General features: G+C 59.4%; 1 rRNA gene. It reads left to right on the forward strand.

Annotated elements, in window-relative coordinates:
* The first annotated feature begins 159 nt into the window (after nt 1–159).
* Nucleotides 160–1,679: ribosomal RNA gene (locus tag ACI783_RS19760) — 16S ribosomal RNA — on the forward strand.
* Nucleotides 1,680–2,126: the final 447 nt, after the last annotated feature.

The following is a 2,126-nucleotide window of genomic DNA, read 5'->3' on the forward strand; positions in this document are numbered from 1 at the left end:
GCGCGTCCGCTCCTTGAGAACTCAACAGCGTGCCGAAAGTCAGTGCCATATAGTTAAACCCCCATTCGGCCTGGTCGTTCTGCGATCGGGTTGGGGATTCCTTTGGTTGATTGACATCGAGAGTGCTAGCTCTCGGTTCTCAGCCGTGGGTTGAATTCATCTACGGAGAGTTTGATCCTGGCTCAGGACGAACGCTGGCGGCGTGCTTAACACATGCAAGTCGAGCGAGGCCCTCCTTCGGGGGGTGCCCTAGCGGCGAACGGGTGAGTAACACGTGGGCAACCTGCCCTCAGCTCTGGGATAACTCCAAGAAATTGGTGCTAATACCGGATGTGACCGCTGACCGCATGGTCTGGTGGTGGAAAGATTCATCGGCTGAGGATGGGCCCGCGGCCTATCAGCTTGTTGGTGGGGTAGTGGCCTACCAAGGCGACGACGGGTAGCCGGCCTGAGAGGGTGACCGGCCACACTGGGACTGAGACACGGCCCAGACTCCTACGGGAGGCAGCAGTGGGGAATATTGCGCAATGGGCGAAAGCCTGACGCAGCGACGCCGCGTGAGGGATGACGGCCTTCGGGTTGTAAACCTCTTTCAGTAGGGACGAAGCGCAAGTGACGGTACCTACAGAAGAAGCACCGGCCAACTACGTGCCAGCAGCCGCGGTAATACGTAGGGTGCAAGCGTTGTCCGGAATTATTGGGCGTAAAGAGCTCGTAGGCGGTCTGTCGCGTCGGCTGTGAAAACCCGAGGCTCAACCTCGGGCCTGCAGTCGATACGGGCAGACTGGAGTACTGCAGGGGAGACTGGAATTCCTGGTGTAGCGGTGAAATGCGCAGATATCAGGAGGAACACCGGTGGCGAAGGCGGGTCTCTGGGCAGTTACTGACGCTGAGGAGCGAAAGCGTGGGGAGCGAACAGGATTAGATACCCTGGTAGTCCACGCCGTAAACGTTGGGCGCTAGGTGTGGGGGCCATTCCACGGTCTCCGTGCCGCAGCTAACGCATTAAGCGCCCCGCCTGGGGAGTACGGCCGCAAGGCTAAAACTCAAAGGAATTGACGGGGGCCCGCACAAGCGGCGGAGCATGTTGCTTAATTCGATGCAACGCGAAGAACCTTACCTAGGCTTGACATGCACGGAAATCTCGTAGAGATACGGGGTGCCTTTGGCGTCGTGCACAGGTGGTGCATGGTTGTCGTCAGCTCGTGTCGTGAGATGTTGGGTTAAGTCCCGCAACGAGCGCAACCCTCGTCCTATGTTGCCAGCACGTGATGGTGGGGACTCATAGGAGACTGCCGGGGTCAACTCGGAGGAAGGTGGGGATGACGTCAAATCATCATGCCCCTTATGTCTAGGGCTGCAAACATGCTACAATGGCCGGTACAAAGGGCTGCGATACCGCGAGGTGGAGCGAATCCCAAAAAGCCGGTCTCAGTTCGGATTGGGGTCTGCAACTCGACCCCATGAAGTTGGAGTCGCTAGTAATCGCAGATCAGCAACGCTGCGGTGAATACGTTCCCGGGCCTTGTACACACCGCCCGTCACGTCACGAAAGTCGGTAACGCCCGAAGCCGGTGGCCCAACCCTTGTGGAGGGAGCCGTCGAAGGCGGGATCGGCGATTGGGACGAAGTCGTAACAAGGTAGCCGTACCGGAAGGTGCGGCTGGATCACCTCCTTTCTAAGGAGCACTGGCCGATCATTGCCGGGTTCGTCCTGGGTGGTTGGTCCAGAGTCACGCTCAGGCCGTGATGGTCGCCCGGTTGTGGGTGGCTGCTGGTGTCTGGGGTGTCGCTCACGGGTGGAACACTGGCTAGTTCGGTTGGTTGATTCTGGTTGCTGCTAGTACGGCCTCTTCTGTGGAGGGGTGTGGAACGTGGTGGTCGGGTTGGCTGGTCGTAGGCACGCTGTTGGGTCCTGAGGGAACGGGCCGCTCCTGGTGCACCTGTGGGTGTGTGGGGGTGGGTGGTTGTCTCTGGTGGCAGGGCTTCGTGCTCGTCATACCGCTGGTGGTCTGCCTCGTGTTGGGGGTGGGGTGCTGGGTCTGGTGGTGGGTGTTGCGGGGTGACTGTTCGTCGTTTGAGAACTGCACAGTGGACGCGAGCATCTTTGTAGGTATCTGGATATC

The organism is Modestobacter sp. SYSU DS0511, from assembly GCF_054050755.1.